Here is a 25,913-nt window from a genome sequence, read left to right as displayed (position 1 = left end):
CGGGATCCTCATCGATTTGCCGTTTCAGGCATCGTGCGTGGCCGCCGCCGCGTCGACGCGCGCCGCGATTCCCGCGCGCGCCAGCACCGCATGGAGCAGCACGTTCGTGCCGCGCGTCACGTCGTCGGGCAATGCATCCTCGGCTTCGTTGTGCGACAGCCCGTCGACGCACGGGATGAACACCATCGCGGTCGGGAAGCGGCGCGCGAGCAGGATTGCGTCATGGCCGGCGCCGCTCACGATCCGCTCGTGCGTGTAGCCGAACGCGGCAGCAGCCTGCGCGACCAGCCCGACACACTCGCGGTCGAACGGCGTCGCCGGGCTGCGCCAGCAGGTCTCGACCGACACCTGCACGCCACGCGCGGCGGCCACGCGAGCGCAGGCGTCGCCCAGGTCGCGCTCCATCGCATCGACTTCCGCATCGTCGTGATGACGCAGGTCGACCGTGAACGTCAGGTCGCCGGCAATCGTGTTGCGCGACGCGTGGCGGATGCCGACCTGCCCGATCGTCGCGAGCCCGCGCGGCGCGTAACCGGCGACGATCCGCTCGAGTTCGAGCGCGATTTGCGCGCTCGCGAAATACGCATCCTTGCGATACGGCATCGGCGTCGTGCCCGCGTGCGCGGCCACGCCCGTCACCGTCACGTCGAGCCAGCGGATCGCCTGCCCGCCCGTGACGATGCCGATCGTCGTGCCGTTCGCTTCGAGCACGGGGCCCTGTTCGATGTGCGCCTCGAAATATGCATCGACCGCCCCGCCCGTGGCGCGCGTGCCGCGGTAGCCGCACGCGTCGAGCGCCGCGCCGAGCGTGACGCCGTCGGCGTCCTGCTTCGCGAGCGCATCGTCGAGCGGCAACGCGCCCGTGAACACGGCCGAGCCGAGCATCGCCGGCGCGAAGCGCGCGCCTTCCTCGTTGGTCCAGGACACGATCTCGAGCGGCTTGTCGGTCGCGATGCCCGCGTCGTTCAGCGTGCGCACGAGTTCGAGCGCGGCGAGCACGCCGTACACGCCGTCGAAGCGACCGCCTTCGGGCTGCGTGTCGAGATGGCTGCCGATCAGCACCGGCGCGGCGTGCGCATCGGCGCCGTCGCGCCGCGCGAACAGGTTGCCGACGGCATCAACGCTCACCGTCAGCCCCGCGTCGCGGCACCATTGTGCGAACAGGTCGCGCCCGCGGCGGTCGTCATCGGTGAGCGCGAGGCGCCGTACGCCGCCGCGCGGCGTCGCGCCGACGCGCGCCATGTCGGCAAGGCTCTGCCACAGGCGGGCGCCGTCGATTTCCAGCAGGTCATTCATAAGAATCCCGTATCGATTCGTGCGTTGAGGGTCAATGCGAGCCGAGCGCTTCGGCGGCGGCCGGCTGCGCGGCACGGCGCGCGTCGAGCGCGACGATGCAGAGCAGCGAAACGCCGGCGAGACACGTGTAGAACACCGCGAGCGGCCACCACTGGCCCGTGAAGCGATGCGCGAGCCACGTGCCGACGAGCGGCGTCAGGCCGCCCGCGATCGCGCCGCAAATCTGGTAAGCGAGCGAGATCGCCGAATAGCGCACGTGCGCGGGAAACACGTCGCTGACGAATCCCGCGATCACGGAATAGAACCCGGCCATGCAGACGACGGCCAGTGCGATGCCGGCGATCAGCGACGCGGACGTGCCGCCCTGCACGAGCATGAACATCGGATACGGCGACAGCATCGCGAGCAGCGCCGCGAGCTTCAGGAAGCGCGCGCCGCCGATGCGCTCGGCGATCCACGCGGCGAGCGGCTGCGCGAAGAACTGGATGATCGCGACCGCGAACAGGCTGTCGAGGATCAGCGAGCGCGAGACGCCGACATACTGCGTCGTGTACGCGATCATGAACGTGTTCGTGAAATAGACGCCCGCGATGCCGATCGTGTTCGCGCCGATGCAGAGCAGCACAAGCCCCGACGCGGAGCGGAACACTTCCGCGACCGGCAGCTTCACCGTGCGGTTGGCTTCCTTCACCCGCGCGAATTCCGGCGACTCGTTCACGCCGAGCCGGATCAGGATGCCGACCACGAGCAGCACCGCGCTCGCGAGAAACGGCAGGCGCCAGCCCCACGCGAGGAAGTCGGCCTTGTCCATCGACGTGACCGCGCGGAACGCGACCAGCGACAGGATCAGTCCGGCCGGGCTGCCGAGCTGCGCGAACGACGCGAAAAACGTGCGGCGCCCCTGCGGCGCATGCTCGCCCGCCATCAGCACCGCGCCGCCCCACTCGCCGCCGACCGCGATCCCCTGCACGACGCGCAGCGCGACGAGCAGCACCGGTGCAAGGATGCCGACCTTCGAATAGGCGGGCAGCAGCCCGACGCACACGGTTGCGACGCCCATCATCATCAGCGTCGTCATCAGCGCCTTCTTGCGGCCGATGCGGTCGCCGAGATGGCCGAAGATCACGCCGCCGAGCGGGCGCGCGAAGAAGCCGACCGCGAACGTCGCGAACGATGCCATCGTGCTGACGAACGGGTCGTGCGACGGGAAATAGAGTTCGCCGAACACGAGCGCGGCGGCGGTCGCGTAGATGTAGAAGTCGTACCACTCGATCATCGTGCCGATGAACGCGGCCGTCGCGGCGCGTGCCGGCTGGCGGGCGGAAGGAAGGGACTGGCTCATGCGGGCTCCTGACGCGCGCCGCGGCGGGCGGCACGCAATATCGTGACGACGGCCGTCTGTCGCGGCCTCGCGCCGCACGCTGCGGCGCCCCTCCTTTATCGGTGGCCGCAAATCATTAGTCAAATTTCAAGTTATTATTCGCCGTATAAATTCAACTAATGACTAGCCGCCGCCCTGCCCGGAGACCCGATGCGCCCCGATCTCGCCCCGTTCCTGAACGACCGCCTCGACTGGAACCTGCTGCGCACCTATCTGGTGATCATGCAGGAGCGCAGCGTGAGCCGCGCGGCGGCCCGCCTGCACGTCACGCAGCCGGCCGTGAGCCAGGCGCTGCGGCGGCTCGAGGAGACGCTCGAGCGCCGGCTGATCGAGCGGCGCGGCGCGCACTTCGCGCCGACGCCGGCCGGCGAAGCCGTGTACCGGATCGCGAGCGATATCTACGGCGGCATCTCGCGCCTCGAAACCGAAATCGACGACAGCACGGCCGACCTGACCGGCTCGATCCGGCTGCTAACGGTGAGCCGCATCGAATCGCCCGTCTACGACGAATTCCTCGCGGATTTCCATCGCGCGTATCCGCGTATCGATCTGCAGATCGAAGTAATGCGCTCGTCGGACATCCTGTCGTCGCTGCTGCAGAAAACGGCCACGGCCGGGCTCGGTCTGTGCCGCACGCCGCACGACAAGCTGGAGATGCGCTGCTTCCTGCGCCAGCGCTATGCGATCTACTGCGGCCGCCATCACCGGCTGTTCGGGCAGACGCAATTGCGGATGGACGATCTGCTAGCGGAGAATTTCGTGTCGTTCACGAGCGACCAGATCGGCGACAGCCTGTCGCCGCTCACCGTGTTCCGTGACCAGAAGGGTTTCACGGGGCGTATCGTCGCATCGTCGCCGAGCCTCGACGAAGTGCGTCGGCTGATCTTCGCCGGCTACGGGATCGGCTGCCTGCCCGAGCACATCGTGCGCGACGACATCGCGCAGCAGCGGCTGTGGCGGCTGCCGCCCGACGACGGGCTCGTCGACGTCGACGTGTTCCTGCTATGGCATCGCGACCGCAAGATGAATGCGGCCGAGCACGCGTTTCTCGACGCGATGGAGCGCTGCATGCAGCGCTACTCGCTCGCGGAGCGACTGGGGAAGTGACGGCCCGTGGGCAGCGCCCGGCCCGGCGCTCGAGTCGGCGGCGTGCCCGCCCGATGCGCGAGACGTGTCGTCAGTGGTGAACCTCGCCGCGTTCGAGCGGCAGAATCAGGCGTTCGGGAATGCTGCGTCGCGACGCGCGGGCGCCGACGTAATACAGCACGGCCGGCACGACGAGGCCGAGGATCCACGAGATGTCGGTGCCGCCGAGCGCGTCGACGAGCGGCCCCGTGTAGATGTGCGTCGACATGAACGGCAGTTGCACCAGGATGCCGACCACGTAGATCGCGATCGCCATCCCGTTCCAGCGGCCGTAGCGGCCGTCCGGATCGGACAGCGCCGGCACGTCGTAGCGTGAACGCGTGAAGCAGTAGTAATCGACGAGGTTGATCGCGCTCCACGGCGTGAAGAACGCGAGCAGGAACAGGATGAACGCGGTGAATTCCTTCAGGAACGAATGACGGCCCGCGAGCGCGATCAGCGTCGACACGCAGATCATCCCGAGGATGTACGCGAGGCGGCTCTTCGACGACACCGCGCCCTTGCCGCGAAAGCCGCTGACGATCGTCGCCATCGACATGAAGCTGCCGTACGCGTTGAGCGCCGTCACCGTCACCTTGCCGAACGCGATGCTGAAATACAGCAGCGCGGCCACGGCGCCCGTCGAGCCCAGGCCGACGATATACGACACTTCATGGTGCGCGAACTGGCTGCCGGCGAGCGCGGCCGCGAACACGCCGAACACCATCGCCGCCTGCGCGCCGATCACCGAGCCGAGGCCGACCGCGAGAAACGTCGCGACCGACGACGTCGCGCGCGGCAGGTAGCGCGAATAGTCGGCCACGTACGGGCCGAATGCGATCTGCCACGACGCGGACAGCGACATCGCGAGCAGGAAGCTCGCCAGCGAGAAATGCTTGTTCGCGAGCAGCGCGCCGACGTCGTGGTTCGCGAACAGTTGCACGAACATGTAGATGAACGCGACGATGCCGACCACGCTCGCGATCCGGCCGACGAAGTGGATCGCGCGATAGCCGAACACGGTCAGCACGACGATCACGGCCGCGAACAGCAGGATGCCGGCCGCGTCGTCGACGTGCAGCAGTTGCGCGACGGCCTGCCCGGCCAGCACCGAGCCGCTCGCGGAAAAACCGATGTACATCAGGCACACGAGCACGATCGGAATCATCGCGCCGTACACGCCGAACTGCACGCGGCTCGAGATCATCTGCGGCAGCCCGAGCTGCGGCCCCTGCGCGCCGTGCAGCGCCATCACCGCGCCGCCGACCAGTTGGCCAAGCAGCAGCGCGACCAGCGACCAGAACACGTCGCCGCCGAGCACGACCGCGAGCGCGCCCGTGACGATCGCGGTGATCTGCATGTTCGCCGACAGCCACAGCGTGAACTGGCTCAGCAGGCCGCCGTGGCGCTCGGCATCGGGAATGAAGTCGATCGAGCGTACCTCGATCAGTCCGCCGGCTTTTCCACTGGAATTCGTTGACACGGGTCGATCTCCACAATACTCAGGACCACACATGGTTTGAACGGGACAGGAAGCTGCGCGCCACTCTTTCGGCTCCGCGAATGCGGGCGCCGTGGATCGCCGGCATGCACCACGCGCGCATGGTCCGCACGCTGGCGCGCAAGCGGCACGATGGGTGCCGACATTGCCAGCGGATGATCTTGTATATACAACTTACGAGATATCGGTGATTACCCGGTATCGACGGATTTTCGAAATCGTCCCGGCAATTGCGGCGCGCCCGCGCAGTTTCGGCGCGAGCCGGATGTCGGGAAAATGAAAGTTCGGCTGGCCGGGGGCGGTCGATCGGGCGCAGCCGTCACTGCACCGCAAGCGCGGACGAATGGCCTGCCGAGCGCACCGCCCCCGCCGCGTCAGACGAGCCGGTCGGATGCGACGACCTGCACGCCCGGCCGTGCGTCGATCGCCGCGTCGAGCAAGGCGCGCGCAATCCGCGACGCGGGATTCACGCGCCACTTCACCGGCAGCACCGGTGCGGCGGCGCTCAGCGCGAACACCAGCAGCCGTTCGCCGAATCGAAACTCGTCGCGGCTGCCGCCGATCAGGCCCGGTCGCACGTACGTGAGCGAATCGAACCCGACGCCGGCGAGCGCCTGTTCGACCTCGCCCTTCACGCGGTTGTAGAAGATCCGCGAAGCAGCATCCGCGCCGAGTGCGGAATTCAGCACGTAGGTTGGCGTGCCGTGCCGGTGCGCGAGCCGCGCGACCGCGAGCGGATAGTCGTGATCGACGCGCCGGAAGGCCGCCTGCGAACGGGCCGCCCGCATCGTGGTACCGAGCGTGCAGATCACGGCATCCGCGCGCCACCAGTCGGCCGCGTCGGGCAGATGGTCGAAATCGACTTCCAGCGCGCGCATCTTCGGATGCGGCGACAACGGCCGGCGCGCGAGGACGATCACCTGATCGACTCGCGCATCGGCCAGCGCGGCTTCGAGGACGTGGCGCCCGACGAGTCCGGTCGCACCGACGAGCAGCAGTTTCATGTCCGCTATTCCGTGTGGAGGGAGCCTGCGTTGGCGGACCCAGGCGGCCCGGTTTCCGGCTATCGACATGATCGTCGGCCGACGCGGCGGCGGCAACCCTCCCCTCGTCTCGAAAAATTACGGCGCTGTCGGGTGCGATCGAATGCGGCGCGGCCGGCGCTGCCGTTGCGCGCGTTCCCGACCCGGCGTGCGAGTACGGGCAACCGGATCGGCTTCGGGACCGGCGCGTGCCGATACCGATGAACAACATGAAGTGCATCAGACGCCGCGAGCGCCGCCGATACGTGCGTGACGCACCGGCGGCGCCCCGTCAGGCGATGACGTCAGACATGCAGCGCATGCCCGAGCGCACGCAACGCCGCTTCCTGGAGCGCTTCACCGAGCGTCGGATGCGCGTGGATCGTGCCGCCGATGTCTTCCAGCCGCGCGCCCATCTCCAGCGACTGCGAAAACGCCGCGGCCAGCTCCGATACACCGCGCCCGACCGCCTGCCAGCCGACGATCAGATGATTGTCGCGCCGCGCGACGACGCGCGCGAATCCGTCGGTCGCCTGCAACGTCATCGCGCGCCCGTTCGCGGCGAACGGAAACGACGCGCTCAGACAATCGACGCCGGCCGCGTGCGCGTCGTCCGGCGACCAGCCGGCCGTCACGATCTCGGGATCGGTGAAGCACACGGCTGGAATCGACGCGGGCGTGAACCGGCGGCGCCGGCCGGCGATCAGCTCGGCCACCATCTCGCCTTGCGCCATCGCGCGATGCGCGAGCATTGGCTCGCCCGCGACGTCGCCGATCGCCCACACGTTGCGCATCGAGGTCCGGCATGCGTCGTCGATCCGCAGCGCGCGGCCGTTGCGATCGAGCATCAGCGTCTCGAGCCCGAACCCGTCGACGCGCGGCCGGCGGCCCACGGCAACCAGCACGCGGTCGGCCGGCAACGTCTGCTCGGCGCCATCGGCCGCCTGCACGCGCACCGCGCCGTGCGCGTCGAGCCCGAGCACCTTGTGGCCGAGCCACAGCCGCACGCCGAGCCGCGCGAGCGAATCGGCAACCGGCCGCACGAGTTCGGCGTCGTACGCGGGCAGCACGCGCTCGGCCGCTTCGACGACGCTGACGTCGACGCCGAGCTTGCGATAGACGATCCCGAGTTCGAGCCCGATATAGCCGGCCCCGACGACGACCAGCCGCTTCGGCAGCGTCGCGGGCGACAGCGCTTCGGTGGACGACACGACGTGTCCGCCGAACGGCATCGACGGCAGCTCGACCGGCTCGGACCCGGTCGCGAGCAACAGATGTTCGCAACCGATCCGCACCGTATGGCTGCCGGCGACGACTTCGACGGTCTTGCCGTCGATCACGCGCGCTTCGCCGTGCAGCACGCGCACGCCGTTCTTCTTGAGCAGCGCACCGACGCCGCGCGTCAGCCGCTCGACGATGCCGTCCTTCCAGGCGACGCTTTTCGCGATGTCGATCTCCGGCGTGCGCACACGGATCCCGAGCGCCCCTTCGCCCGCGTGGCCGCACGCCTGTTCGAACGCGTCGGCCACGTGGATCAGCGCCTTCGACGGAATGCAGCCGATGTTCAGGCAGGTGCCGCCGAGCCGGTCGCGTTCGACGAGCACGGTCGGGATGCCGAGCTGGCCGGCGCGGATCGCGGCCACGTAGCCGCCCGGGCCGCCGCCGATGACGAGCAGTGTGGTGTGTTCGTTCTTCATCGGCTCACTCCACGAACAGCAACGCCGGGCGTTCGAGCACGGCGCGCACGGCCTGGATGAATTCGGCCGCATCCGCGCCGTCGACGACGCGATGATCGAACGACGACGACAGGTTCATCATCTTGCGCGCGACGATCGCGCCGTCGCGGATCATCGGCCGCTCGACGATCCGGTTCACGCCGACGATGCCCACTTCCGGATGATTGATCACCGGCGTCGACACGATGCCGCCGAGCGCGCCGAGGCTCGAGATCGTGATCGTCGAGCCGCTCAGTTCGTCGCGCTGCGCACGGTTCGCGCGCACCGCGTCGGCGAGCCGCGCGATTTCCGCCGAGATCGACCACACGTCGCGCGCTTCCGCATGGCGCAGCACGGGCACCGTGAGACCGCCGTCGGTCTGCGTCGCGACGCCCATGTGCACCGCGCCGTAGCGCGTGACGACGCCCGCCTCGTCGTCGAAACGCGCGTTGATCTGCGGAAAATCGCGCAGCGCGATCACGATCGCGCGAATCAGCAGCGGCAGCGGCGTGAGCTTGCCGCGCGTGTCGCCGTGGCGGCGATTCAGTTCCGTGCGCAACGATTCGAGCTCCGTGACGTCGATTTCCTCGACGTAGCTGAAATGCGGAATGCGGCGTTTCGCTTCCTGCATCTTGCGCGCGATCGCGCGCCGCAGGCCGATCAACGGCACGTCGGTTTGGTCATGGCGTTCGTCGTAGCCGCGCGGTTGCGCACCGCCCGCGCCGCCGCCGGTACGCGCATACGCATCGAGATCCGCATGCAGGATCCGCCCGGCTTCGCCGGTGCCGCGCACGTAGCGCAGCTCGATGCCCATGTCCCACGCGCGCTGACGCACGGCCGGCGACGCGAGCGGCCGTTCGCCCGGCGCGAGCGCCGCGCGCGGCTGCGCGGCCGGTTCGTCGCGGCGCGGTTTCGCCGGTGCGCGAGGCGCCGCATGCGCGGGCGGCTCGGGCGGCTCGGACGGTGCGTCGGCCACCGGCTTCGACGTCGCCGACGCGACCGGTGCGGTTTCTACCTTCGTTTCTCGCACCGGTGCCGCCGCCTTCAGGTTGCCGTCGCCTTCGACTTCCAGCCGAATCAGCTCGCTGCCGACCGCCATCATCTCGCCGATCCGGCCGCCCAGCCCGATCACCTTGCCCGCCACCGGCGACGGAATCTCGACCGCCGCCTTGTCGGTCATCACGTCGGCGAGCGGCTGGTCCTCCTTGATCGTCTGCCCGACTTCCACATGCCAGGCCACCAGCTCGACCTCGGCGATCCCTTCGCCGATATCCGGCATCTTGATGACATGAATCCCCATCTCACGCCTCCATCACGCGTCGCAACGCTTCACCGACCCGCGTCGGCCCCGGAAAGTACGCCCATTCCTGCGCATGCGGATACGGCGTGTCCCAGCCCGTCGTGCGCTCGACCGGCGCTTCGAGGTGATAGAAGCAGTGTTCCTGGACCAGCGATACGAGCTCCGCGCCATAGCCGCAGGTGCGCGTCGCCTCGTGCACCACGACGCAGCGCCCGGTCTTGCGCACCGACGCGACGACGGTATCGAGATCGAGCGGCCACAGCGTGCGCAGGTCGATCACTTCCGCGTCGATGCCCGTCTCCTCGGCCGCGGCCAGCGACACGTGCACGGTCGTGCCGTACGTCAGCACCGTCACGTCGTTGCCGGGCCGCACGATGGCGGCCGTATCGAGCGGCACCGTGTAGTAGCCTTCGGGCACCGCGCTCGCCGGATGCTTGAGCCACGACGTGACGGGCCGTTCGTGATGGCCGTCGAACGGGCCGTTGTAGAGCCGTTTCGGTTCGAGGAAGATCACCGGATCGTCGTTCTCGATCGATGCGATCAACAGCCCTTTCGCGTCGTACGGATTCGACGGCATCACCGTGCGCAGCCCGCACACCTGCGTAAACATCGCCTCCGGGCTCTGGCTGTGCGTCTGCCCGCCGTAGATGCCACCGCCGCACGGCATCCGGATCGTCATCGGCGCGGTGAACTGGCCGGCCGAGCGGTAGCGCAGCCGCGCGCCTTCCGACACGATCTGGTCGGAGGCCGGGTAGAAATAGTCGGCGAACTGGATCTCGCAGACGGGCCGCAATCCGTACGCGCCCATCCCGACCGCCGCGCCGACGATCCCGCCTTCCGAGATCGGCGCATCGAACACGCGCGACTTGCCGTATTTGTTCTGTAGTCCTTCGGTACAGCGGAACACGCCGCCGAAATAGCCGACGTCCTGCCCGAACACGACCACATCGCTGTCGCGCCCGAGCATCACGTCCATCGCGGAGCGCAGCGCCTGGATCATCGTCATCGGCTGCGTCGCCGTATCCGTTTCGTGTCGCGCCATGATCACGCTCCCAGTTCCTGGCGCTGACGGCGCAGGTGCGCGGGCAGCTCCTTGTACACGTCGTCGAACATCGAGGCCGGCGACGGAATCCGGTCGTCGGCCAGCGTCCCGTATTTCTCGGCTTCCTTCTGCGCGGCGATCACCTCGGCCTCGAGCTCGGCCGTCAACGCGTCATGCGCGCTGTCCGACCAGATGCCCTTCACGATCAGGTGACGCTTGAAGCGCTCGATCGGATCGCCGAGCGGGAAATGGGACCAGTCGTCGCTCGGCCGGTACTTGGTCGGATCGTCCGACGTCGAATGCGCGCCGGCGCGGTAGGTCACCCACTCGATCAGCGTCGGGCCGAGATTGCGGCGCGCGCGCTCGGCCGCCCAGCTGGACGCCGCGTAGATCGCGAGGAAGTCGTTGCCGTCGACGCGCAGCGACGCGATCCCGCAGCCGACGCCGCGCCCGGCGAAGGTCGTGCCCTCGCCGCCCGCGATCGCCTGGAACGTCGAGATCGCCCACTGGTTGTTGACGACGTTCAGCACGACCGGCGCGCGGTACACGTGCGCGAACGTGAGCGCGGTGTGGAAATCGGCTTCGGCCGTCGCGCCGTCGCCGATCCACGCGGACGCGATCTTCGTGTCGCCCTTGATCGCCGACGCCATCGCCCAGCCGACCGCCTGGATGAACTGCGTCGCGAGGTTGCCGGAAATGGAGAAGAAGCCGGCTTCGCGATCCGAGTACATCACCGGAAGCTGGCGGCCCTTCAGCGGATCGCCTTCGTTGGACATCAGCTGGCAGATCATCCGTTCGAGCGGCACGTCGCGCGCGATCAGGATGCTCTGCTGCCGATAGGTCGGAAAGCACATGTCGCCGTCGCGCAGCGCCATCGCGTGCGCGGTGCCGATCGCCTCTTCGCCGAGGCTCAGCATGTAGAAGGAGATTTTCTTCTGGCGCTGCGCGATCATCATGCGCGCGTCGAAAATGCGGGTCTTGAGCATCGCGCGCAACCCGGCGATCAGCCGCGCGTCGTCGAGATCGGGCGCCCACGGGCCGACGGCCTTGCCGCTGTCGTCGAGCACGCGCACGAGGCTGCGGGCGAGATTGGCGGTGTCCGCCGCGGCTACGTCGATCGGCGGGCGGCGAACGGCGCCGGCCGGCGATAGATGCAGATAGGAAAAGTCCGTCTTGCAGCCCGGGCGCCCGGTGGGCTCCGGCACATGCAGACGCAATGGCTCTGACAGGCTCATCGTGTCGTCTCCACGCTCGATTGTGTCTCACGCTGTTTGGGAACGCGCGGGCCGGTTGCCGGCCTGCGCGCGAGCTGACGCGCGGATAAGCGCGTCAACCTTGGAAATTTATGCCTGGCAGCGGCGGGCGTCGATGCCCAAGCCGCTCGTTCGTGGTGAGCAGATTTGCCATGGCGGCGGTCGGCGGCCCGTGAGTGCGGCGGGCGGAGGCGGCGAAGGACGGGTTTGCTGCAGCGCATCGTCGCCGGGGCTGAGACGACGAGCGGGCATCGAGGAACGGACGGATCGGCGCCGTCCCGATCAGGTGAGGGTACGAAGCAAAAGACCCCGGGAGAAATCCTGGGATCTCCGCGGGGTCTTTCGTCTGGTTCGGGCGCTTGTGCGCCCGGTTGCCGGCTTACTGCGGCGCGCGATCGATCACGCGTCGGGACGGAACAGGTCGAAGCGGCTGTCGGGTTTCACGTGCACGTACGCCGACGGACCGCCCGCACGAAGGATGATGCCCGCGCCGAACGTGTCGAAGATGCCGTCCTTCAGCAAGTCGTGGCGGATATGGACCGCGATGACCTCGCCCAGCACCAGCGTGGCTGGCGTCTCGACACCGTGATGATCGCGCAGCCGGATCACGTCGGTCACCTTGCATTCGAAGTTCACACCGCTTTCCGCGACACGCGGCACATTCACGAGACGCGACGGCACCGCGGTCAGGCCGCCGAGTTCGAATTCGTTCACGTCGTACGGCACGGCGGCGCAGGTCTGGTTCATCCGCTCCGCGAGATCGCGCGTCGCGAGATTCCACACGAACTCGCCAGTCTCCTGCACGTTGCGCACGCTGTCCTTCGCGGCGGTGCTCGAAAAGCCGATGATCGGCGGGCGGTAGTTGAACGCGTTGAAGAAGCTGTACGGCGCGAGGTTCAGCGTGCCGTCGCTGCCGCGCGATGAAATCCAGCCGATCGGGCGCGGGCCCACGATCGCGTTCAACGGATCGTGCGGCAGGCCGTGGCCTTGCGACGGTTCGTAATAGTGATGGGTCGAGTCGGTCATGACGGGTGGTCTGGCGAGAGGCAAACGATGGGGAAAAAGCGGTCGGGGGACGCGTTCGCCAGGGTGACGCTGGCGTACGCCGCGACGAGCGTGCCAGTATCACATGGCGCCGTTTTCGGCGCAGCGAAGCTCATCGCGAGCCACGCCGGCGTGCCGCCGCACATGCGTGCGCGCAATAAAAAACCCGCGAGCGCTGATTTCTCGCGGGTTTTTTACACCGTTATCGAATCGCGTCGACGCAATCGATGGTGCCGGGGACCGGACTCGAACCGGCAAGCCAGTTAAGGCGGCGGATTTTCGTCACACTGCTTCTTTCAAAGCCGGCCTCGCGTGCGAGAACCGTTCGTGCGCTGGACTATGCCTTCACCGTCGCGCGCGGGCGTGACCGCTGCCCGTGCGCCTTAGGCGCCCCCCGTCTAGTCTCTACACCTTCCTCGCGGGTGCCGCGAGGCTTGGCTCGGCGTTGCCTCGATGCGCGCATCAGGGGTTTCGCCGAATTTGAAGGGTTCTGCACCGACCGTTTCCGGCCGGGCACTCAATCGTTTAAGTCCGCTATGTTTACCAATTTCATCACCCCGGCAAGAGGGAGGACGCGATTCTACCATTGCTTGGCGCATGCGTTCCCTTATTCCGCCGCGCCGCATCGCCACGCCAGCCATCGTCGCATCGCCTCGGCCCGCGCATTCGACGCCGATACGACTCCGACACCGCACGCCCGACGATTTCATCCCGCGCCGCCGCCTCCGTCGATACAATCGGTCGCGCGTCGTCCGACGCCGTCAACCGTCTGACGTTTGTGTCGTGCCGTTCGCGAAACAAGCGTCGCATGCGTCATCGCGAAGTCACAAACGTTTTCGATAATTCCCCGGCCGAAAACGTTTACATCGCATGACTTCATGACCTCGACCATCAAGGACGTCGCTGCCCTCGCGGGCTTCTCGATCGCCACCGTTTCGCGTGCGATCAACGCGCCGCATACCGTCAGCCCCGCCACGCTGCAGACGATCCGCACCGCCATCGACACGCTGCAGTTCCGCCCGAGTCCGCTCGGCCGGCAACTGCGCGGCGAACGCACGCGGCTCGTCGGCGTCGTCGTGCCGACGCTGTCGAACCCGGTGTTCGCCGACTGCCTGCAAGGCATCGACGCGCTCGCGACCGCGGCCGGTTTCAAGTTGATCCTGATGACCACCGAATACGATGCGGCGCGCGAGCGTCATGCAATCGAGACGCTGCGCGAGCAGCGCGTCGAAGGGCTGATCCTCACCGTCGCCGATGCGGACACGCACCCGCTGCTCGACATGCTCGACCGCGACGGCCCGCACTACGTGCTGATGCACAACGACACGCGGCGCCGTCCGTCGGTGTCGGTCGACAACCGCCGCGCCGCCCATGACGGCGTGCAATTGCTGACCGCGCGCGGCCACCGCCGCGTGCTGATGCTGGCCGGTTCGCTCGCCGCATCGGATCGCGCGCGCCAGCGTCATCTCGGTTATGCGCAGGCGCTCGAGGAAAGCGGCGTGGCCCCGCTGCCGCCCGTCGAGGTCGACTTCAACGCACCCGAACTGCCCGATGCGGTGCTCGCGCATCTCACCGCGCACGCCACGCGCCCGACCGCCCTCTTCTGCAGCAACGACCTGCTCGCGATGGTCGTGATGCGCGGCCTGCGCCGCGCGGGTTTCTCGATTCCCGACGATCTGTCGGTGCTCGGCTTCGACGGCATCGCGATCGGCGAGTTGCTCGCGCCGCCGCTCGCGAGCGTCGCGACGCCGAACCACGACATCGGCTGCCACGCGTGGCAGCGTCTCGTCGAATGCATCGGCGGCGCGGCGATCGACCGCACGTCGACGATCCTGCCGCATGCGGTGCGCGACGGTGCGACGATTGCGCCGCCCGCCACCGACCTGCAACTGCGCAAGGCCTGATCGCAACACGCACGCGCCACGCACACCGATCACCCTCCCACTCGCCCGGAGACCCACCGTGTCCTTTCGCCTGACCTCGCTGCTGCGCGCAATTGCCGCGCCGCTCGCCCTTGCCGCGCTCGTCGCCGGCGCCCCCGCGGCTCATGCCGACGAAACGGCGATCTGCTACAACTGCCCGCCCGAATGGGCGGACTGGGCCGCGCAGATCGCGGCGATCAAGCAGAAAACCGGCATTCGCGTGCCGTTCGACAACAAGAACTCGGGCCAGTCGATCGCGCAATTGATCGCCGAGCAGAAGAGTCCGGTCGCCGACGTCGTCTACCTCGGCGTGTCGTCGGCGTTCCAGGCAAAGGACAAGGGCGTGATCGCACCGTACAAGCCCGCGCACTGGAACGACATTCCCGCGAACCTGAAGGATCCGCAAGGCTACTGGTTCGCGATCCACTCGGGCACGCTCGGCTTCTTCGTGAACAAGGACGCGCTCGACGGCAAGCCGGTGCCGCGCTCGTGGGCCGATCTGCTGAAGCCCGAATACAAGGGCATGGTCGGCTACCTCGATCCGTCGAGCGCGTTCGTCGGCTACGCGGGCGCCGTCGCCGTCAACCAGGCGCTCGGCGGCAGCCTCGACAACTTCAAGCCGGCGCTCGACTGGTTTCGCAAGCTGAAGGCGAATGCGCCGATCGTGCCAAAGCAGACCGCGTATGCGCGCGTGCTGTCCGGCGAGATTCCGATCCTGCTCGACTACGACTTCGACGCCTATCGCGCGAAATACAAGGACAACGCGAACGTCGAGTTCGTGATCCCGAAGGAAGGCACGATCGCGGTGCCGTACGTGATGAGCCTCGTGAAGGGCGCGCCGCACGACGCGAACGGCAGGAAGGTGCTCGATTTCGTGCTGTCGGACGAAGGCCAGAAGCTGTGGGCCAATGCGTACCTGCGCCCGGTGCGCGCGCAGGCGCTCGGCGCCGACGTCGCCGCGAAGTTCCTCCCGGCGAGCGAATACGCGCGCGCCAAGCCGGTCGACTTCGGCAAGATGGCGGCCGGCCAGCAGGCGTTCGGCCAGCAGTACCTGCAAGTGATGCAGTAAGCCGCGGGACGCAACCGATGCTCGACCTCACTTTTCCGCTGCGCTGGCGCGTCGCGCTCGTCGCGCCGGCGCTCGCGGTATTCGCCGCGTTCTGGCTGCTGCCGATGGCGTCGCTCGTGCAGGTGTCCGCCGACGGCGCCTTCTTCTCGCACTACGCGGCGTTGCTCGGCAATGCGCGCTACATGAAGAGCCTCGGCGAGACGGTCGCGCTGTCCGCGGGCGTCACGCTCGCGACGCTCGCGCTGTCGACGATCTCGGGCCTGCTGCTCGCGCGCCGCGAATTCGCCGGCAAGCGCGTGCTGCTCGCGCTGCTCACGTTTCCGCTCGCGTTCCCGGGCGTCGTCGTCGGCTTCATGGTGATCATGCTCGCCGGGCGCCAGGGGCTGATCGGCATGCTGTCGGCGAAGCTCACGAGCGACAAGTGGGTGTTCGCGTACTCGGTTGCCGGCCTGTTCATCGGCTACCTGTATTTCTCGATTCCGCGCGTGATCGTCACCGTGATCGCGGCCGCGTCGAAGCTCGACGCGTCGCTCGAGGAAGCGGCGCGTTCGCTCGGCGCGTCGCCGTGGCGCATCTTCGTCGACATCGTGCTGCCCGCGCTCGCGCCGGGCCTGATCGCGGCCGGCGCGATCTGCTTCGCGACCGCGATGGGCGCGTTCGGCACCGCGTTTACGCTCGCCACCGACCTGAACGTGCTGCCGATGACGATCTACACCGAGTTCACGCTGAACGCGAACATCGCGACGGCGGCCGGCCTGTCGATCGTGCTCGGCATCGTCACCTGGGCCGTGCTCGCGCTCGCGCGCCGCTTCACCGGCCACACCGCCGCCGCCGCGGCCTGAGGATTCCTTCATGCAATCGCTTTCCGGCTCTTCCACGCTGTCGTCGGCGCCCGCTCCGTCGCATGCGAACGGCGTCGCACGACGTGCACCGCGCGTCACGGGCGCGCGCGCGATCGCCGCGCTGCAATGGAGCGTCACGCTGCTGCTGTGCGCGTTCCTGATCGTGCCCGTCGTGATGTCGGTGCTCGCGGGCCTCACCGTCAATTATTTCCGCGGGCTGTCGAGCGGCCTCACGCTGCGCTGGCTCGAACAGGTGTGGCAGCAGTATCACGGCTCGGTCGCGCTGTCGCTCTACGTCGCGTTCGCGACGCTCGCGATCGTGCTCGCGATCGGCGTGCCGGCCGGCTATGCGCTCGCGCGCAGCAAGAGCCGCGTCGCGCGTGCGATCGAGGAAGCGCTCGTGCTGCCGGTCGCGCTGCCGGGCCTGGCCTCGGCGCTCGCGCTGCTGGTCGTGTACGGCGGCTTCACCGCGTTCCGGATGAGCCTGTGGTTCATCGTCGTCGGCCACGTCGTGTTCACGCTGCCGTTCATGGTGCGCGCGGTCGCGGCGGTTGCGGCCGGCGCCGACCTGCGCACGCTCGAGGAAGGCGCGGCGAGCCTCGGCGCGTCGTTCGTCACGCGCTTCGTCACGATCGTGCTGCCGAACCTGCGGCCGGGCATCGTCGCCGGCGCGCTCGCGGTGCTCACGCTGTCGATCGGCGAGTTCAACCTCACGTGGATGCTGCATACGCCCGACACCAAGACGCTGCCGGTCGGGCTCGCCGATACCTATGCGTCGCTGCGGCTCGAAGTCGGCAGCGCGTACACGATCCTGTTCCTGCTGATGACGCTGCCGCTGCTCGTCGCGATGCAGTGGCTCGGCGTCGATCCGTCCGGTACGCGTGCGCTGAAGAAGCGCCCGCGCTGACCCTGTGCTGACTTTACCGATTCCATGAAACTCGATTCCACGCCCATCACCCTGACCGGCTGCGCGAAGACGTTCCGCGGCACACGCGTGCTCGAGCCGCTCGACCTGTCGATCGGCGCCGGGGAAACGCTCGTGCTGCTCGGGCCGTCCGGCTGCGGCAAGACGACCACGCTGCGCCTGATCGCGGGCCTCGACACGCCGGACGCCGGCGGCACGATCGCGTTCGGCGACGACGACGTGACCGCGCTGCCGATCGAGCGCCGGCAGGTCGGCATGGTGTTCCAGAACTACGCGCTGTTTCCGAACCTGACGGTGCGCGGCAACGTCGGCTACGGGCTGAAGATCCGCAAGACCGAGCCGCGCGCGTTGCGCGAACGCGTCGACGAACTGCTCGCGATGATGCGGCTCGACGCGCATGCGGACAAACCGATCGATCAACTGTCGGGCGGCCAGCGTCAGCGCGTCGCGCTGGCGCGTGCGCTCGCGGTGCGGCCGCGCGTGCTGCTGCTCGACGAACCGCTGACCGCGCTCGACGCGAAGCTGCGCGACGTGCTGCGCCGCGACATGAACGCGCTGCTGCGCGCGCTCGGCGTGACGACCGTCTACGTGACGCACGATCAGGCCGAGGCGATGGAGCTCGGCGACCGGATCGTCGTGATGGGCGCGGGCCGCATCGAGCAGATCGGCACGCCGCGCGAGATCTACTACCACCCCGCGAACCGCACGGTCGCGCACTTCATCGGCACGCTGAACCGGCTGGCGGGCCAATGGCGCGACGGGGCGCTCGCAACGACGGGCGGCGCGATCGTCACGCCGCATGCGGCCGACGAATGGTTCTTCCGCCCCGAGGACGCGCAACTCGCCGATCCCGCGCACGCGCCGCTGCGCGGGGCGGTCGGCGCATGCGCGTTCCTCGGCGAGCGCACGCGGCTCACGATCGAGCATGCGGCGCCCGACGCGCTCGTGATCGACGTACCGGGCCGCATCGCGCTCGCGCGCGGCACGGCGGTCGGTCTCACGATCGCGCCGGAAGGCCTGATCGCGCTCGGCGCGTAAGCCGCCGATCGGGCATCATGCATGCAGCCCCCCACGACGGCGCACGCCGCCGCGACAACAACCAGACGATTCCGAGGAACGACGATGCTGCTTGCTCAAATCAGCGATCTCCACATCAAGCGGCCGGGTCAGCTCGCGTACCGGCGCGTCGACACCGCGGCCGCGCTCGCGCGCTGCGTCGCGAAGCTGAACGCACTCGTGCCGCGCCCCGACGCCGTGCTCGTCACCGGCGACCTGACCGACTTCGGCCACGATGAAGAGTACGGCAACCTGCGCGAGCTGCTCGCGGCACTCGAGATGCCGTACTACCTGATGATCGGCAATCACGACGACCGTGCCGGTCTGCGCCGCGCGTTCGCCGATCGCGCCGAGTTGCAGGACGGCGAATTCGTGCAGTACGCGCTCGATGTCGGCGCGGTGCGCGTGCTCGCGCTCGATTCGCAGGTGCCGGGCGCGAGCCACGGCGACCTGTGCGACGCGCGGCTCGCGTGGCTCGCGGCGCAACTCGACGCCGCGCGCGCGCAGCCGGTGATCGTCGCGCTGCATCACCCGCCGTTCGTGTCGGGTATCGGCCACATGGACAAGCTGCGTCTCGCACCCGGCGCCGCGGCGAAACTCGATGCGCTGCTGCGCGCGCATCCGAACGTCGAGCGCGTGCTGTGCGGCCACGTGCACCGCACGATGTTCACGCGCTTCGGCGGCACGCTCGCGTGCGCGGTGCCGTCGCCCGCGCACCAGGTCGCGTTCGACCTGCGGGCCGACGCGCCGTCCGCGTTCCGGCTCGAACCGCCGGCGTTCGCGGTCCACCGCCATGCGCCCGATACGGGGATGACGTCGCATCACGTGTATATCGACGAAGGCGCGGGGCCGTATCCGTTCTACGAGCCGACGGGCGAGCTGGTCGACTGACCGATGTGAAGCGCGAGCGGTGACGGGCGGCGGCCGGCCCGTCGCGCCGGCTTGCCGCCGGCAGGATTCGCGTCGCTCCGGTATGATCGGCAGCCTCGACCGGCGCCCGGCCTGCCGGCGCATCCGACGCGTGCGCCGCCTGCCGCGCCGCCCCACTCCGTTGCCGCCGCCATGTCCACCGCCTCCACCGACCGTCCGACCGACGCCGCCTCGCCCCACTACTCGCGCAGCCTGCTGTTGCTGCTCGCGACGATCGCGGGCGTGTCGGTCGCCAACATCTACTACAACCAGCCGCTGCTCGACAGCTTCCGCGCGACCTTTCCGGACGGCGCGTCATGGATCGGCGCGGTGCCGACCGCGACGCAGCTCGGCTATGCGGCCGGCATGTTCCTGCTCGCGCCGCTCGGCGACCGTTTCGATCGCCGCGGGCTGATCCTGCTGCAGATCGCCGGGCTGTCGATCGCGCTGATCGTGGCGGCCGCCGCGCCGTCGCTGGCCGTGCTCGCGGTCGCGAGCCTCGCGATCGGCATCCTCGCGACCATCGCGCAGCAGGCCGTGCCGTTCGCCGCCGAAATCGCGCCGCCGGCCGAACGCGGCCACGCGGTCGGCACCGTGATGAGCGGCCTGCTGCTCGGCATCCTGCTCGCGCGTACCGCCGCCGGCTTCGTCGCCGAGTATTTCGGCTGGCGTGCGGTGTTCGCCGCCTCGGTCGCGGCGCTCGTCGCGCTCGCCGTCGTGATCGTGCTGCGGCTGCCGCGCAGCTCGCCGACGTCGACGCTGTCGTACGGCAAGCTGCTCGGCTCGATGTGGCATCTGGCCGTCGAATTGCGCGGGCTGCGCGAGGCATCGCTGACGGGCGCCGCGCTGTTCGCGGCGTTCAGCGCATTCTGGCCCGTGCTCACGCTGCTGCTCGCCGGCGCGCCGTTCCATCTCGGCCCGCAGGCAGCGGGCCTGTTCGGAATCGTCGGCGCCGCGGGCGCGCTCGCCGCGCCGTATGCGGGCCGCTTCGCGGACACGCGCGGCCCGCGCGCGATCATCTCGCTCGCGATCGCGCTGCTCGCGCTGTCGTTCGTGATCTTCGCGCTGTCGGGGTCGAGCCTCGTCGGGCTCGTGATCGGCGTGATCGTGCTCGACGTGGGCGTGCAGGCCGCGCAGATCTCGAACCAGTCGCGCATCTATGCGCTGAAGCCCGACGCGCGCAGCCGCGTGAACACGGTGTACATGGTGTGCTACTTCATCGGCGGCGCGCTCGGCTCGTCGGCCGGCGTCGCCGCATGGCGCGCGTTCGGCTGGACCGGCATGTGCGCGGCCGGCCTGCTGTTTGCGGCGCTCGCCGGCTGGTCCCACCACCGCGGCGGCCGGCGCGGCTGAGCGGGATCGGCTGCGGCTGCTGCGGCTACGGCGGCGTCACGCGTCGGTGCGCGCGGCGGCCGGCTCGGCGGCGGCGGGCGGCGGCGCGAACGCCGGGGCCGGGTCGATCACCGCGCCGGGATCCATGACCGCGGCAGGCGTCGGTACCGCCAACGGGACGGCCGAAGGCGCGAGAATCGGCGCCGGATCGGGTGTCGCCATCGGCTCGGACGGCGGCGAAGCATCGCTTGTGAGCGCCTGCTCCACCGCCGCGGCCGGTGCGGCCGGTGCGGCCGGTGAAGTGGCGGCCGAGGCGGTGGCCGTCGCAGCCGCGGGCCGACGCGCCGGATCGAACACGAACGACAATCCGACGCTGCCGAGAATCGCGACGGTCGCGACGACGGTCGCCATCGTCACCGGTTCGCCGAGCAGCAGCGCACCGAGCGCGACCGCGACGATGGGATTCACGTACATGCAGCTGCTCGCGATGATCGGGCTCGTATGGCGGATCAGATAGCCGTACGCGACGTACGCGGCCATCGTGCAGAACACCATCAGGTACACGAACGCGAACACGGGCCCGACGGCCAGTTGTTCGACGCGTTCGCCCAACAGCCACGCGACGATCGTCGACATCAGCCCGCCGAGGCCGATCTGCAGCGACGTCGACAGGAACAGGTCGGTCGGCAGCTTGAGCCGCGTCGCGAGATGCGCGCCGCCCGCCCAGAACAGTGCACCGGCCAGCACGCAGATCGTGCCGAGCGCCGAGTTCGCGGCGGCCGCGCCGCCCGAATTCAGCACGACGATGCCGACCATCCCGAGCGCGACGGCCGCCCATTCGCCCTTCGCCACCGGCCGCCCGGCGACCGCCGCGATCACGGTCGCGAACAGCGGCACCGTGGCCACCATCACCGCGGCCGACCCGCTGCTGACCGTGCGCATGCCGAGCGCGATCGTGCCGGACGACAGCGCGACGAGCATCGTGCCGACGATCGCCGAGTTGCGGATTTCCAGCAGCGTCGGCCATTCGGGCTTGCGCCGCAGCGCGAAGATGAACAGGCCGACCCCACCGAGCAGGTTGCGCAGCCCCGACAGCAGCAGCGGCGGAAACGACTGCAGCGCGAAATGCAGCCCGCTGTAAGTCGAGCCCCAGACGAAATAGATGAAGACGAGCGCCAGCGCCACGCGACCGCCGCGGCTTTGGGGCAGGCGGATCCGGAACGAAAATCGGGCGAGGAAATCGAGAAGGCGGTCGAGCGGCGTCATTGCGCTGCCCGCCCGCACGTCGTGTCGCGTGCTCCGCGGAAAGACGCCGGCAATGCCGGCAAACGGTCCACGCGGAACCGGGAAGGCAGAGCGAACGTGCGGAACGACATGGCAGTGCGAACGGCGACGAAAAAGAACCGGCAAGCGGCGGCAGAGGGACAAAAAAACGCGCGCAACCGTTTTCGGTTGCGCACGCTCGGCATTATGGCATCAAGGATTCGAAAGCATCGTCAGACCTGTCCGAAAGGATCGGGAGTGACGTTTCGGCGCGACACCTGGCGTGCCGCGAGCTCTTCCCGTCTACCGCGCCAGTTCGACCTGCACGACCGCGCCGCTCTCGTCGGCCGACAGCACGGTGATCCGGCGTCCGGACACCGTATCGACGATCGACTTGCCCGGCATCAGCGGCGCGTCCTTCATGCCGTCCGCGCTGCCGGGCGTCGCATCGACGAGGGTGTTCTTGATGCTCACGGTGTTCGGGTGGCGCATGATCCGCACCGTCACGCCGTTGACGAACGGCGACGTGTCCGGCCAGTCCTCGAACGTGCCGCGCTTGCCTGCGTCGAGCTGCGGACGGCGGAATTCGAGCACCAGCGCCGAGCCGTCGCCACGCGGCAGCCGGTAGCCCTGCTTGCCCGGCAGCGTGCTCCACAACGGCGCGAGGCGATACGTGCCGGGCTTGACGATGGCGGGCACGTCCTCCTCGGAAAGCCAGCCGGTAAACAACTGGTAATCGACCGGATACATCCGCCGGCCGCCACCGCCCACGGTATCGGTCGGATCGTCGATGCCGCCCGTCACGCAGCCGTTGCCGATCACGACGGCGCCATCCTTGACCGGGCAGTGTTGCAGCGAATCGGGGTGGTGTACGCCGAGCCCGTGCCCGAACTCGTGCGTCCACATCCAGTACCCATGCCCGGAGCCGTTCGACAGGATCCACGCGCCCGGGCTCCCGGCCAGACCTGAAAATCTGCATTCACGGTTCGACGGGAAATCGACGAACAACAAGTTGAACTTGCCGGCATCGACGCCGCGCGCCTTCGCCGCGGCCTTCGCCTGCGCGCGAATGGCGACCGAATCGCACCCCTTGGGGAAATCGCCGAGATCCACGTCGGTCAGCATCGTGCCTTCGATCCCGAACTTGCCGCGCGATGCCAGCTTGAGGTAGTGCGCGAGCGACGAAAAATCGTCGCCGTCACCGAATACCGCCTTGCGGATCGGCTCGGCGGGATTCGCCGTCTGGCCCGTAAAGCGGCCCGTTATCAGTAACACGCGATCGGTGCCGCCGACCCTGCGCATGAGGGTCGGCACCTCGCCTTCATAGGTCCAGCGCGCGGCGGGCTGGCCGGTTTCGGGCAGCATCGCGGGTGCGCCCTCCGTCGCCTGCAGCGTGTTCGTCGCGGCCCAGTGCTTGTTCAGCATCGTGAACGTGCCGTTCGGATCGAGCATCGCCGCACGCCACAGCCGCGTCGCCGGGTAATCGGCGCCGCCGCACGACGACATGCTCACCGCGCCCGGCGCGGCAGGCGCCGCACGCAGGCAGACGTCGCGGCTCTGCGATGCGGCCAGCACGTTCTTCACCCTGAAGTTCTCGTTGTTGGCCCGCTCCATCCGCCAGCGCTGCGCGTCCGATCCCGAACAGGCCGCGAACCCGACGGACACGCCATCGACAGTCGACATCGTGAGGCAGCGCTCGCCGCCTTGCGCGAGGTTGCGGATGGCGAAGCTCGTGTCGATGGGTGCAGGCGGGGGTTCGACCGGGGGTGGTTCGACCGGGGGCGGCTCGACCGGCGGAGGCTCGACCGGCGGAGGCACGACCGGCGGAGGCTCGACCGGCGGCGGCACAACCGGCGGCGGCACAACCGGTGGAGGCACAACCGGCGGCGGCACGACCGGTGGAGGCACAACCGGCGGCGGCACGACTGCCGGCGGCACAACCGGCGGAGGCTCGCCGGGCACCGCCTCGGGCAGCGTGGGCGGCGGATCGACCACTTCAACATCGCCCGGCTCCGGACGCGGGCTCGCGTCCTCGATCTGCACGACCTCGGACGAATCGTCACCGCCGCAGGCCGACAACGTCAAACCCGCCAGCAGACAAAATGCTCCCAACGGCAAACCACGCCGAAAAAATACACGACCCATGCTAATCGACTCACCGCGAATAGGAAAAAGGAAGGCGCAGCCGCACACGCATCACACCGTGCGCGACCAGCGTTACTCGACCTGTCATTCGCGATTCGAATAGCGAATAGGTTAAATTCCGCTGCTGCCAGATACATCCGTCAATCGGCGCCGATCTCCAGCGAGGAGACCTGGCGCGATGAGAAAATTATAAAATTCGATGTATCTGACAAACAATCGTACAAGTACTAAATTACTAACCTCATTGACGCCATAAAATTCGATCTTTTCCGATCATTTTCGAGATGAGTCGCCGCCCCCTCGCGCGATGCGGCCCACATCACGATCCGCCGAACCAGTTGTAGCCCTGATCGACCCAATAGCCGCCGGGGAACGTGTCCGTCACGAAGATTTCCATGATGTGCTTCGGGTTCTTGTAGCCGAGCTTGGTCGGCATCCGCAGCTTCATCGGGAAGCCGTATTCCGCCGGCAGCCGGCGGCCGTCGTACTCGAACGCGAGCAGCGTCTGCGGATGCAGCGCGGTCGGCATGTCGATGCTTTCGTAGTAGTCGTCCGCGCACTTGAAGCCGACGTATTTCGCCCGCGTGTCGGCGCCCGCGCGCGCGAGAAATGCGCCGAACGGCGTGCCGCCCCAGCGGCCGATCGCGCTCCACCCTTCCACGCAAATATGCCGGGTGATCTGTTCCGCATGCGGCAGTGCGCGAAGCTCGTCGAGCGTCCATACGCGCTTGCCCGTCACGCGGCCCGACAGCACGAGCCGATACGTCGACTCGTCGACGTGCCGCACTTCGTCGATCCCGTAGTACGCGTTGAACGGGAACGGGCGCGTGATGTCGGCCTCGGTGTAGGTCGGCGCGAGCTGGTTCGGGTTGAACAGCCACGCCTGCACGCGATCGTTCATGCGCGACACTTTCTCGAGGAACGTGTTGACCGACGCGTCGTCCTGCAGCGTGCAGCCGGTCAGCATCGCGAGGCCGCCGAGCGTCAGCACGCGCCGGTTGAAGAGCCGTCGCGACGGCATCTCGAGTTCGCGGCGCACGTCGAGCTCGAGCGATTTCCGGTCGAGCGCCCAGCGCGGCTCGCCGCGGTTGTTTTCAGATTCCGACATGATGATTTCCTTCGCCCGCGGTGTACGGGTCAGCGGCCGCGCAGCATCGCGAGCAGCGAGCGCGGCACCAGCAACGCCATCGCGACGTGGACGACCACGAACGCGACCAGCAGCGACATCGCCCAGAAGTGCACGATGCGCGCATTGTCGTAACCGCCGAACAGTTCGCGCAGCAGCGGGAACTGCACCGATTTCCAGATCGCGAGCCCCGACAGCACCAATACGACGAGATCGACGATCGCGGTCAGATACGCGGCACGTTGCACCGCGTTGTAGACGCTCAGGTCGTCGTGCGACAGCCGCCCGCCGAGCGCGGCGCGCACGTCGCGCCACACCGACGCCGGCGTCACGGGCAGCAGCTTGCGTGCGAAGCGTCCCGTTGCGATCGCCATCGCGAGGTAGAACAGTCCGTTGCCGACCAGCAGCCACATCGCCGCGAAATGCCATTGCAGCGCACCGCCGAGCCAGCCGCCGAGCGTGATGCCGTGCGCGAACGTGAACGACGGATAGATCGGCGACGCATCGTAGATGCGCCAGCCGGACAACGCCATCAGGATCGCCGCGAGCGCGTTGAGCCAGTGGCTCGCGCGCACCCACCGCGGATGGATCGTCGGCGCGGGCGGCGGCGCACTCGCGCGATCCGTGACAGGGACCGTTTGCATG

At 68.5% G+C, this 25,913-nt stretch carries 21 protein-coding genes; 8 read left to right on the top strand and 13 right to left on the bottom strand.

All coding sequences use genetic code 11. The features are described from left to right. Positions 1-24 precede the first annotated feature (24 nt). Positions 25-1,296 (bottom strand): Zn-dependent hydrolase, encoded by a 1,272-nt coding sequence (locus CFB52_RS06160; protein WP_099316253.1) that lies wholly within the window; start codon positions 1,294-1,296, stop codon positions 25-27. 31 nt (positions 1,297-1,327) lie between these two features. Continuing rightward, positions 1,328-2,638, bottom strand: coding sequence for an MFS transporter (locus CFB52_RS06155; RefSeq protein ID WP_059573908.1), 1,311 nt, complete (start codon positions 2,636-2,638; stop codon positions 1,328-1,330). 189 nt (positions 2,639-2,827) lie between these two features. Between CFB52_RS06155 and CFB52_RS06150 the strand changes: the two genes are divergently transcribed. Further along, positions 2,828-3,784, top strand: coding sequence for a LysR family transcriptional regulator (locus CFB52_RS06150; protein WP_050015147.1), 957 nt, complete (start codon positions 2,828-2,830; stop codon positions 3,782-3,784). A 70-nt stretch (positions 3,785-3,854) separates the two neighbouring features. Here CFB52_RS06150 and CFB52_RS06145 read toward each other — a convergent pair whose 3' ends face one another. From CFB52_RS06145 to CFB52_RS06110, 7 genes are all read right to left on the bottom strand, one after another. After that, a complete protein-coding gene (locus CFB52_RS06145; RefSeq protein ID WP_059573909.1) occupies positions 3,855-5,285 on the bottom strand; it encodes a cytosine permease in 1,431 nt (476 codons plus the stop codon). A gap of 392 nt (positions 5,286-5,677) precedes the next feature. After that, a complete protein-coding gene (locus tag CFB52_RS06135) occupies positions 5,678-6,307 on the bottom strand; it encodes an NAD(P)H-binding protein (RefSeq protein WP_099316252.1) in 630 nt (209 codons plus the stop codon). Positions 6,308-6,630: 323 nt separating this feature from the next. Then, positions 6,631-8,022 carry a dihydrolipoyl dehydrogenase gene (gene lpdA, locus CFB52_RS06130; protein WP_099316251.1) on the bottom strand — a complete coding sequence of 464 codons (1,392 nt, stop codon included), beginning with the start codon at positions 8,020-8,022 and terminating at the stop codon, positions 6,631-6,633. A 4-nt stretch (positions 8,023-8,026) separates the two neighbouring features. Beyond that, positions 8,027-9,340, bottom strand: a complete 1,314-nt coding sequence (locus CFB52_RS06125) for a dihydrolipoamide acetyltransferase family protein (RefSeq protein ID WP_099316250.1) — start codon at positions 9,338-9,340, stop codon at positions 8,027-8,029. Between the two features lies 1 nt (position 9,341). Further along, on the bottom strand, positions 9,342-10,382 hold the full coding sequence (locus CFB52_RS06120; RefSeq protein WP_059573913.1) for an alpha-ketoacid dehydrogenase subunit beta: 1,041 nt from the start codon (positions 10,380-10,382) through the stop codon (positions 9,342-9,344). A 2-nt stretch (positions 10,383-10,384) separates the two neighbouring features. Continuing rightward, positions 10,385-11,617, bottom strand: a complete 1,233-nt coding sequence (locus CFB52_RS06115) for a 3-methyl-2-oxobutanoate dehydrogenase (2-methylpropanoyl-transferring) subunit alpha (protein ID WP_059573914.1) — start codon at positions 11,615-11,617, stop codon at positions 10,385-10,387. A gap of 417 nt (positions 11,618-12,034) precedes the next feature. Further along, positions 12,035-12,661, bottom strand: coding sequence for a flavin reductase family protein (locus tag CFB52_RS06110; protein ID WP_059573915.1), 627 nt, complete (start codon positions 12,659-12,661; stop codon positions 12,035-12,037). A gap of 896 nt (positions 12,662-13,557) precedes the next feature. Here CFB52_RS06110 and CFB52_RS06095 point away from each other — a divergent pair. The 7 genes from CFB52_RS06095 (at position 13,558) to CFB52_RS06065 (ending at position 20,755) form a co-directional block, all read left to right on the top strand. After that, the gene (locus CFB52_RS06095) at positions 13,558-14,583 is read left to right on the top strand and encodes a substrate-binding domain-containing protein (RefSeq protein ID WP_059573916.1); all 1,026 of its coding nucleotides are present in this window, start codon (positions 13,558-13,560) and stop codon (positions 14,581-14,583) included. A 58-nt stretch (positions 14,584-14,641) separates the two neighbouring features. Continuing rightward, complete coding sequence (locus CFB52_RS06090; RefSeq protein ID WP_099316248.1) at positions 14,642-15,670, top strand: ABC transporter substrate-binding protein; 1,029 nt, start codon at positions 14,642-14,644, stop codon at positions 15,668-15,670. Between the two features lie 17 nt (positions 15,671-15,687). Further along, positions 15,688-16,512, top strand: a complete 825-nt coding sequence (locus CFB52_RS06085) for an ABC transporter permease (protein WP_099316247.1) — start codon at positions 15,688-15,690, stop codon at positions 16,510-16,512. 10 nt (positions 16,513-16,522) lie between these two features. Continuing rightward, positions 16,523-17,419 (top strand): ABC transporter permease, encoded by an 897-nt coding sequence (locus CFB52_RS06080; RefSeq protein WP_099316246.1) that lies wholly within the window; start codon positions 16,523-16,525, stop codon positions 17,417-17,419. Between the two features lie 24 nt (positions 17,420-17,443). Then, on the top strand, positions 17,444-18,475 hold the full coding sequence (locus tag CFB52_RS06075) for an ABC transporter ATP-binding protein (protein WP_099316245.1): 1,032 nt from the start codon (positions 17,444-17,446) through the stop codon (positions 18,473-18,475). Positions 18,476-18,559: 84 nt separating this feature from the next. Beyond that, the gene (locus CFB52_RS06070; protein WP_099316244.1) at positions 18,560-19,384 is read left to right on the top strand and encodes a phosphodiesterase; all 825 of its coding nucleotides are present in this window, start codon (positions 18,560-18,562) and stop codon (positions 19,382-19,384) included. A gap of 171 nt (positions 19,385-19,555) precedes the next feature. Beyond that, a complete protein-coding gene (locus CFB52_RS06065; RefSeq protein WP_059573921.1) occupies positions 19,556-20,755 on the top strand; it encodes an MFS transporter in 1,200 nt (399 codons plus the stop codon). 36 nt (positions 20,756-20,791) lie between these two features. Here the strand turns inward: CFB52_RS06065 and CFB52_RS06060 are convergent, their stop codons facing one another. The 4 genes from CFB52_RS06060 to CFB52_RS06040 form a co-directional block, all read right to left on the bottom strand. Next, positions 20,792-22,000 (bottom strand): EamA family transporter, encoded by a 1,209-nt coding sequence (locus tag CFB52_RS06060; RefSeq protein WP_099316243.1) that lies wholly within the window; start codon positions 21,998-22,000, stop codon positions 20,792-20,794. A gap of 300 nt (positions 22,001-22,300) precedes the next feature. Further along, complete coding sequence (locus CFB52_RS06055; protein ID WP_257220018.1) at positions 22,301-23,680, bottom strand: RICIN domain-containing protein; 1,380 nt, start codon at positions 23,678-23,680, stop codon at positions 22,301-22,303. A 781-nt stretch (positions 23,681-24,461) separates the two neighbouring features. After that, the gene (locus CFB52_RS06045; RefSeq protein ID WP_099316242.1) at positions 24,462-25,250 is read right to left on the bottom strand and encodes a molybdopterin-dependent oxidoreductase; all 789 of its coding nucleotides are present in this window, start codon (positions 25,248-25,250) and stop codon (positions 24,462-24,464) included. Positions 25,251-25,279: 29 nt separating this feature from the next. Further along, positions 25,280-25,912: a cytochrome b/b6 domain-containing protein gene (locus tag CFB52_RS06040; protein ID WP_099316241.1), complete on the bottom strand. Its 633-nt coding sequence runs from the start codon at positions 25,910-25,912 to the stop codon at positions 25,280-25,282. Position 25,913: the final 1 nt, after the last annotated feature.

The organism is Burkholderia sp. AU18528, assembly GCF_002223215.2.
GTDB classification, from domain to species: domain Bacteria; phylum Pseudomonadota; class Gammaproteobacteria; order Burkholderiales; family Burkholderiaceae; genus Burkholderia; species Burkholderia semiarida.
The sequence above is the reverse complement of the archived record's forward strand: the minus strand, read 5'-3'. Positions and strand labels throughout refer to the sequence as shown.